The organism is Microcoleus sp. C2D2, from assembly GCF_036702495.1.
Taxonomy (GTDB): Bacteria; Cyanobacteriota; Cyanobacteriia; order Cyanobacteriales; family Microcoleaceae; genus Microcoleus.
Genome location: NZ_JAUBTO010000244.1, coordinates 1 through 7,494 on the forward strand (window position 1 = coordinate 1; position 7,494 = coordinate 7,494).

Annotated in this window: 4 protein-coding genes; 3 read left to right on the plus strand and 1 reads right to left on the minus strand. The window is 47.2% G+C overall.

What is annotated here, in order from left to right; genetic code table 11:
- Positions 1-493 precede the first annotated feature (493 nt).
- A complete protein-coding gene (locus tag QUB61_RS36615; protein WP_332953341.1) occupies positions 494-1,033 on the minus strand; it encodes a Dps family protein in 540 nt (179 codons plus the stop codon).
- A 1,080-nt stretch (positions 1,034-2,113) separates the two neighbouring features.
- Between QUB61_RS36615 and hetZ the strand changes: the two genes are divergently transcribed.
- From hetZ to QUB61_RS36630, 3 genes are all read left to right on the plus strand, one after another.
- Positions 2,114-3,295, plus strand: a complete 1,182-nt coding sequence (hetZ, locus tag QUB61_RS36620) for a heterocyst differentiation protein HetZ (protein ID WP_333135997.1) — start codon at positions 2,114-2,116, stop codon at positions 3,293-3,295.
- Positions 3,288-4,358, plus strand: coding sequence for a hypothetical protein (locus QUB61_RS36625; RefSeq protein WP_333135999.1), 1,071 nt, complete (start codon positions 3,288-3,290; stop codon positions 4,356-4,358). Before hetZ ends, QUB61_RS36625 begins: the two co-directional genes overlap by 8 nt.
- Positions 4,359-4,633: 275 nt before the next feature.
- Complete coding sequence (locus tag QUB61_RS36630) at positions 4,634-7,000, plus strand: transglutaminaseTgpA domain-containing protein (protein ID WP_333136001.1); 2,367 nt, start codon at positions 4,634-4,636, stop codon at positions 6,998-7,000.
- Positions 7,001-7,494 lie beyond the last annotated feature (494 nt).

Sequence of the window (7,494 nt, forward strand, 5' to 3'; positions counted from 1 at the left end):
AGGAAGAAGGAAGAAGCAGTAATAGCAATGGTTTCAGCGATCGAGAATGTCCTAACCGTCTTGGCGGTTGCTATAAATAAACCCAACATTGAAAAACCCGGTTTTTTGAATAAACCGGGTTTTTGAGGAAGCTAGAGGGCGTTTAATTCTGTCTGGTTGCTCGATAGACAATCAGGAAAGAGGATTAAATAAAAAAATCTAAATTTTCCTTTCTTCCTTCTTCCTTCTTCCTTCTTCCTTCTTCCGTCTACCTAATCGGCTTCGTAAAACCTATCCAAACTTATCTTTCTTCGCGTTAGGCTTATATAAGATAAGTGGTGTTTACTTTCCTATGCTATTGGGTAGACGGCTAATTCCAAGGTAAGTAGGCTATCCCCCGATCGCCAAAGGTTATTAAGTATGGATCGCACGGAGTGCGATCCACAGTCAACTTACCTAAAGCAAATAAGTATAGGTAAGTTTAGATAACTATTTGCCAGTTAAGTATTGCTCTCTAAGCGTGAGAAGCTGTAGGAGTTTGAGCTTGTGGCTGCTGGCCGTCTGGCGACAGGGATTCCCCTTCAATAAACGATCGCAACATCCAAGCCATTTGTTCGTGCTGTTCCATCAAACCAGTCAAAAAGTCTGCGGTGCCGTCATCTTTAAACTCTTCACCGCACTGTTCGACGTGTTGGCGGAGATTGCGAATAATCAGTTCGTGGTCGTCAACTAAACGCGATACCATTTCCGTAGCCAAAGGCAAATCGCCGATATGTTCTTTAATCGAGCCATACTTGAGAAAACCCTCAGCAGTACCAATTGGATAGCCACCTAAAGTTCTCACCCGTTCGGCCATAGCATCGATATTTAGTGTTAAGGCCTGATAGTGTTCTTCCCACAACTGGTGGAGCGATCTAAACTGCGGGCCCACTACATCCCAGTGATACTTTTTGGTTTTGATTAACAGCAGATAAGCATCTGCCAGGTCGTGATTCAATAGTTCGATAACGCCTGCACGCTGCTCGTCAGATAGACCTATGTTTAACTTACGCATTGAAATTGTTCCTTCAACTCTAACTTTACATTTATTAAAACAAATTTTGCCAGCCACTTACATCAACCCAGAGGACGATCGAAGACCCTCGCACTTTAGTAAAATATCTGCATTTCCGGTTAAATTAATCGCAATATAGATACCCTTAGATAGATGCCATGAAACTTATTGTTCCGGACTGCCGTTGTTTGGCGAACACAGCGATTGGGCGGCAGGCGATCGCCCGCTCAATCCCGCTATATAAAAAGGCTGCACTCTGATTGTTAGTAAAAATCAAGGAATTTATGCCGAAGTTAACGAACATCACACACACTTAATTGTGCGGGCGGGTTTAAATGACGGCATAAGGGACTTGCAATTAAATATAACCCCAGTTATCCTAGAAGGCTAGGAAACAGATTTTCGGACATGAGCGGTTCTGACCTGTGTAATTGGGATGCTAGAAATGATATTGACTGAAACCGTTAAATCGACGTTGAAGGATGCTGCAAAGAAACAGACGGGCGATCGCCGTCGAAACTTTATGGCAAAAGTGGCGGAAGACCCCGATCGAATACAGCCGTGAAACCCTTTGTCCCATCTGGTAGACCGAAAGAGAGAACCTGTTTGCTTGCTTCACCTTCAGGAACACTTGCTGCTGTGACCACCACGCGCAGCACTAAGCCGAAAATAAGCTGTTGTGCATTTAAATTGTATATTTCGAGTCCCGATCAAAAATCGTCAAATCCTCTCCCCCTCTCCCCTTCACCCCCTCTCCCTCTCTAATACCATAGGCAATCTAGATGCAACACAGCTTATCAACGGCAGTGTGGCGTTTTGGGCCCGCAGGTGCATGAAGGCTTTGTCAAACCAGACCCTCTGATGAACCATCGTTGCAGTGACAATTGTTGAAACCTGGTTTTTGGCGGATGGCGTGTCAGGAGAGATTAAAAAAAAGCAGTCCTCAGCGTTTGCAGCGAGGAGGAGATCGAGGGCATTACAGTTTTTCCTATGTGGGGAATACGGGCTAAAGTAGCCGTAGGAAAGATTGATCCATACTTTTACTAACTGTGCTACTTTCATTGTTAGCTGTAAACCATCATGCGGGAAATCTGCCAGAGCGTGGAAACCATATTTGAACGGCTGTTAGACGAACTCAAAAAGTCCACTCGCGCGTCAGAGCAGAACTGCCAAGATGTAGCAGGGCGACTCGCAGCAGAAGTCAACAGGATATGCACTGAAAGCCAGCGGATTCAAGCCTCCGGAGATATAGAAGGTTCAGCCCAGAGCCTCGCTCAACACCGCTTGCAACAATGCCTGCATTATTACAATTTAGGCTCCGGACCCGGGCGAGTAGAATTGCACAGTACCCTCAGCGCGATCGTCTATCGCTACATCACTCCTCCGCAGGTGCAGTCTAGCTATCAGGCGCGAGTAGAACTGATCAAAGATTTTTTGCAAGGATTTTATCTCGAAGCTTTAAAGGCATTCCGGCGCGAAACCCAACTACCACCCACCTACAGTCCCCGCACTCGCTTAGAACTAGCAGAGTACATGGCCTTTGTAGAGCGCTTCGGCAAGCGGCGCATTCCTTTGCCTCGCAACCGCAGCCAGCAACTAATTATTTTACGGGCCCAAACCTTTTCCCAGCAGCAGCCCAAAGAAACCTCCGTAGATATGGAACAAGCCGCCGACGGAGGGGCTTCAGATTCCGACCAAACTTGGAACGACACCTCGGTGCACTCGGTGCGGGAAGCGATGGCCGGACAGGGTTCAGCGGCAATTCGTCCGCTAGGCGACGAGTCAGAATCTCTGCGGCAAAACGTGATTGACGAATTAGTGGGTTACTTGAAAGAGCGCAATCAACAAGACTGCGCCGATTACTTCGTGCTGCGCTTGCAAGACTTGCCGACTAATGAAATAGAGTCGCTTTTGGGCATAACTCCCCGCCAAAGAGACTATTTGCAGCAGCGCTTCAAGTACCATTTGCTCAGGTTCGCCATGTCGCACCGCTGGGAACTCGTTCACCAGTGGCTGGAAGCAGACTTAGACCGCAATCTGGGTTTGCTGCCTTCTCAGTGGCAGGTTTTTGGCGAGCAAATTGGTCCAGAGGGACAGCGTTTGCTAAAGTTGAAACAACAAGGTCTGTCAGAGTCAGCGATCGCGCAAACCCTAGGCAGCACGGTAGCCCAGGTACAGAAACGGTGGTTTAAATTGCTCGAACTTGCCTGGGAATTACGAAATCGTTCAGATTCCGGAGAAGGGGCATCTAGTGATGAATAACGAAACGAACAGGGATGCAGAGGCTTTCGAGCGTCATTTTTTAGACTGGATGTTACAGGCGCCCATCGCCAATGCCTCTAGCGAAGATGAGGAAAACCTCAATCCGCCCCCTCGGTCAGAAGAGTGGGGCGCTACAGAAGATAATTCCGGGGTGGAATACTGGGAATGGGACGAACCAGACCCGCTGGACTATCAAGTGGGGGCGCACAGCAATGCACCCGCACAACCGCAGACAATTGGAGAAATACCGACCGTGCAAGACCGTTTTCAGACCTTGTTAAAACAAAGGCTTAGAGCCGAAATTGAATCCAACCCGCCGCTGTTCCCCTGGGAAACAGAATTCAAAAGCTACGACCACGATTACCCAGACGATGTAGCCCCCCAATGGGTTCCCCCCCTGCACCTCTGGACTCCCCAACTACAAAATATCAGGTGGGGCCGCCTGCCAATTCCGATCGCCCAAGGGGTTTTTGCTCAACTGCTAGAACCTTGTCAGGAACTGGTAATGTCGTCGCTGCGGGAAGGCTCGAAGTTAGTTCGCGCTGTAGATGGCTTGTTTCCGGGCCAGTCTCAGGAACTCAACGAATTAGCTGGTTTAGTGCTTAGAGGTTCTTTGCGGGGACTTCTAGATTTAGAAGATTTCCCGAATTACGAAGCGGCGAGTACCGATCAACAAATGGTGCTGTCGCTGTTGGCCGCCAAGGAAATCATTGAGTCTCTAACTTTGGATTGTCCTGTGAATCAGCCGCCGGTTTCGCGGGAGTGGCTGACTGGTTTGGGTTCGCTGACTCTGGAGGCTCAATACCTGTCGAACCCCAACAGAGAACAGCCAATACCGTGTTTAAGAGTTGAGTGCCAATTTCCGGGGGCAGGAAGTTTGGAACTCAAGGGAGGAGATGCCGAAGCAACTGCACACCGTCCGAATTCCGGGCATTTAAGTGTGGAGTTGTTCGATCCACAACCAGACAAGACTTATGCCCTAGAAGTTCGATTCCAAAACTTCGAGACTAGACCTTTGATGTTTGCTATTCGTCCAACTGGGGCAGGACAAGATAGCAACTAGGAAGGCCTATTTAGAGTAAATAATTTAGGTTTTTACTCTCTGGTTTGACCTCACACAAAAACAGATGCAATCCCTCGACTTCTGTCGTCGTGGAAAGCAAAAAAAATTAGATATTAGTTGAAGCTCCCAGATTCATCTGTGAAGTTAATCTGTGGATTTAATCTAAAATCTAATGACAGAGAGATAAGATTTAGATATTAGTTAAAACCCAGATTTATCTGTGGATTCAATCTAAAATCTAAAATCTAAAATCTAAAATCGTTGGATGGGTGCACATGACAACTGATAACCTGCGAAATATACCTGTTTTGGGTAAACTGTGGCAGCAGATCGAGGCTATGCCTCCGCCGGTGGTTGAGGATTCTTTACTGCTGCGAATCCTAGTTCAGTTGTTGGTAATTGTGGGAATTGTAGCTACTGACGTTGCTGCTGAAGAAGCCCTGAACCTGTGGGCTGTGCCTGTTAGTATTGTGGGAGCAACTTGGAGTTGGTACCGCCGCCGCGATCGCAATGTAGCTGCTAAGTTCTGCATAGCTATTGGAATGCTGGTGGCACTGTTCGCTTTTTTTAGCCGCTTGGTGGGAGAATTGAATGATACGCGGTTAGTTTTGGCGCAACTGTTAATCCAACTTCAAGTGCTGCACAGCTTCGATTTGCCCCGCCGCAAGGATTTGGGCTATTCGATAGTCATCGGGCTGATTCTGTTGAGCGTAGCGGCGACTCTCAGCCAAACCTTGACTTTTGGGCCGCTGCTGTTGCTATTTTTGGCTGTAGCACTTCCAACTTTGGTGTTGGATTATCGATCGCGCTTGGGACTCTCAAAGGTAGAAGATACAAAGCATTCGGTAGAAGGTAAAGAGAAAAATAATAACTGGTCGTTATTTACGGCTACTTTGTCTCCCAAATATTTTGGTTTGCTGCTGCTGATAACTGTCGGGTTGGGGCTGACTATTTTTGCGTTTTTGCCGCGCCTCCCGGGCTATCAGTTGCGGACTTTTCCGGTGAGTGCTCCTATTGAATATCAGGGGGAGTTTGACTCGCGCAGCATTCTGAATCCGGGGTATGTTAGAGGGGGAAATGAAAAAGGAACTGGCGGAGGAAGGGGGGGAAACCAAGAGAAAGGGCCAGGAGAGGTGGACTCTACTTTTTATTACGGTTTCAACCAGCGCATCAATCAAAATTTGCGCGGGGAAATGACACCTCAAGTGGTGATGCGCGTGCGATCGCAGGCTGCGGGTTTTTGGCGGGTATTAGGCTTTGACAAATACACCGGTCAGGGTTGGGAAATTTCTCGCAACGAACAAGCTCAAAAGGTGAATAGACCTAGGTGGTCTTATCAATTTTATCTGAATCCTTTTCCCAATGCGCCTCGGACTCAAGAGGTGATTCAAACTTATAATATTGTTGCTCCATTGCCGAATTTGATTCCGGCTTTAAACAAGCCGAAGGAGCTTTATTTTCCGAGTCCAGAGGTGGCAGTTGATGCGGAGGGGGGTTTGCGAGCGCCTGCGGAATTGGGAGACGGGGTGACTTATACGGTGATTTCTAATGTGCCTTTTCGCGATCGCTCTTTGTTGGGGAAAACTGGTACTAATTACTCGAAAAATATTCGCAAGTTCTATTTGGATGTGCCGCCGGAAATTGCCGAGAAGGTACGAGAAAAAACTGAAGAAATATTGGCGGCAAGAACTAGAGTATCTCAGTCGGACAGACCGCTCGATTCTCCCTACGAAAAAGCTTTGTATTTGGCTCAATATTTAAAGCAAAATCCGAATTACAAAATAGAAAAAGCTTTGCCTTACTTAGAAGAAGGTGAAGATTTAGTCCAGGCTTTTCTGTTTGGCTACAAAAACACCCAGGCTGGCAAAAAAGTTACAGGTGGATATCCAGACCACTTTTCGACGGTACTGACAATTATGCTGAGGTCGGTCGGGATTCCGGCGCGGCTGGTGGGCGGTTTCGATACGGGAGAATTCAACCCGTTTACTGGTTACTATGTTGTGAAAAATACCGACGCTTTTTTGATGACGGAGGTATATTTTCCCACTCACGGCTGGTTTGCTTTTAATCCGATTCCCGGTTATCCGCTGATTCCGGCTTCGGTGGAAGACAACCAGACTTTTAGTGCGCTGGAATCGTTTTGGCAGTGGATCGCGGGTTGGCTACCGACTCCTCTCAGAAGCGGGCTGGATTCAGTTATAGGTTTTCTAATTCGCTGGATAAGTTTGATTGTGGGCTGGTTTCTGGGACAGTTTGCTAGGGGTTGGGTGGGGTTATTTACTGGTTTGATTGCTGCGATCGGCTTTGGCTTTATTGGCTGGTTAATTTGGCAAGTTTGGCGCAAGTGGCGCCACCGCCGCTGGCTGGCGAAGTTGCCGCCGGTGGAGGGGGTTTATCAGGAAATGCTGAAGGATTTGGCGAGTAGGGGTTTTACTAAGCAGAAAGCTCAAACGCCTTTGGAGTATGCTGAGGCAATCCGCGGCAATCATGCAATTGATGAAGCTGAGGTGATTGAGGAGGTTTCGCAAGCTTACGTGCGCTGGAAGTATGGCGGGGAAGCGGGTAATTTGAACCAGTTGCGGCGGTTGGTGGAAAATTTGAGGCGATCGCACTTGAAGAAACTCAAAAAGCGCTGGTTTTAAGCGATCGGGCATCTAACTTAGTACCGATACTTCAAGTCCTGCCCGCACTCCGACGCTCAGAAACCGGTTTTTTTTACTCTTGCCTCGGGCTAAAACGAAGTATTTTCGTCAAAAAACCCGGTTTCTGGCCACTACCCCGAATTCATTTGTGGCAATAATCTTCAATCCCCAATCCAGCTAATCCCGTGGTGTCAAGTGTCAAATTATTTGTCCGCTTGTCAAATTATTGACGCTAGCTTTTAGTGCTTCAAACCATTACAGAATAATGGTTTGAGCTATTTAATACCTTTATTTAAAAAGAGAATATTTTTGACTGATCAAGTGTCCGCTCTAGAAAAGTTGACCAATTCGAGCTATAAATGCTTATCTCTTCATCAGATGAAACTGCTAGCTCTGCTGAAGTTCAGGAGATAGTGACCATTAGTGACAAGTTAAGGTGATGGCTAAATTGTCAAGGGGGTATTTACATTGGTTAAAAAATAGATGAAACTCAG

Excerpts from the sequence above, each read along its gene's own strand:
- QUB61_RS36615 (WP_332953341.1), bottom strand. The coding sequence starts at position 1,033 with ATGCGTAAGTTAAACATAGGTCTATCTGACGAGCAGCGTGCAGGCGTT.
- hetZ (WP_333135997.1), top strand. The coding sequence starts at position 2,114 with ATGCGGGAAATCTGCCAGAGCGTGGAAACCATATTTGAACGGCTGTTA.
- QUB61_RS36625 (WP_333135999.1), top strand. The coding sequence starts at position 3,288 with ATGAATAACGAAACGAACAGGGATGCAGAGGCTTTCGAGCGTCATTTT.
- QUB61_RS36630 (WP_333136001.1), top strand. The coding sequence starts at position 4,634 with ATGACAACTGATAACCTGCGAAATATACCTGTTTTGGGTAAACTGTGG.